The organism is Streptomyces sp. NRRL S-37, from assembly GCF_000721605.1.
Taxonomy (GTDB): domain Bacteria; phylum Actinomycetota; class Actinomycetes; order Streptomycetales; family Streptomycetaceae; genus Streptomyces.
This window is the reverse complement of record NZ_JOIZ01000098.1, coordinates 1-765: the sequence shown is the minus strand read 5'-3', so window position 1 is coordinate 765 and position 765 is coordinate 1. Positions and strand designations below refer to the sequence as shown.

Here is a 765-nt window from a genome sequence, read left to right as displayed (position 1 = left end):
CCGTGACTACTGCCTGGCCGTCGAAGCCGCCGGCGAGGACGAGAAGGCGCGGGCCTACTGGCTGGACAGGCTCGACACCCTGCCGGCGGCCCCCGAACTGCCGGTGGTGTCACGGGAGCCCGGCAGCCCGACCCGGCGCTGAACGTGACGATCGGCGACCGGCTGCCGCTGCACCCGCACGTGGAACGGCTGATCGGCGACTTCACCAACCTCGTCCTCCTCGAGGTCGACACGGAATCCGCGGACACCTTCGCCGCCCGCGCCCGGAACGTGCAGCGCCGGCTGTGGCAGGACCTGGAGCACCGCGCCTACGGCGGCGTTCGCCTGCTCCGTGAACTCGCCCGGCACCACGGCCCCGAGCGTGCCGCGATGCCGGTGGTGTTCACCAGTGTCCTCGGCCAGGACATGCCGGGCGGCTCGTCCGACGTTCCACTGCCCGGTCTCGGACACGTCGTCTTGCCCGGTGACCACGCCGGCGGCGCACGAGGCGGTGGTGGCGGAGGTGAACGCCACCGGGCGGTCGCTTCCGGTCGGACTGCTCCACGAACCCTTCTTCATGCAGGCGGCGCGGACTCCGCACGCACCGGCGGTCATCTGGTCCTCCGGACAGCTGAGCTACGACGAACTGGCCGGACGCGCACGACGGGTCGCCCGGCGAATCGAGCAGTTGGGGGCACGGCTCGGGGACCGGGTCGTGGTCTCGATGCGTAAGGGGTGGGAGCAGGTCGCGGCGGTGCTGGGGGTGCTGCGGGCCGGGTGTGTCTA

General features: G+C 72.2%; 1 protein-coding gene. It reads left to right on the top strand.

The features are described 5' to 3' along the window. Nucleotides 1-463: 463 nt before the first annotated feature. Nucleotides 464-765: AMP-binding protein (locus IH50_RS38400; RefSeq protein WP_234328344.1), on the top strand; the 302-nt coding region annotated here is incomplete at its 3' end.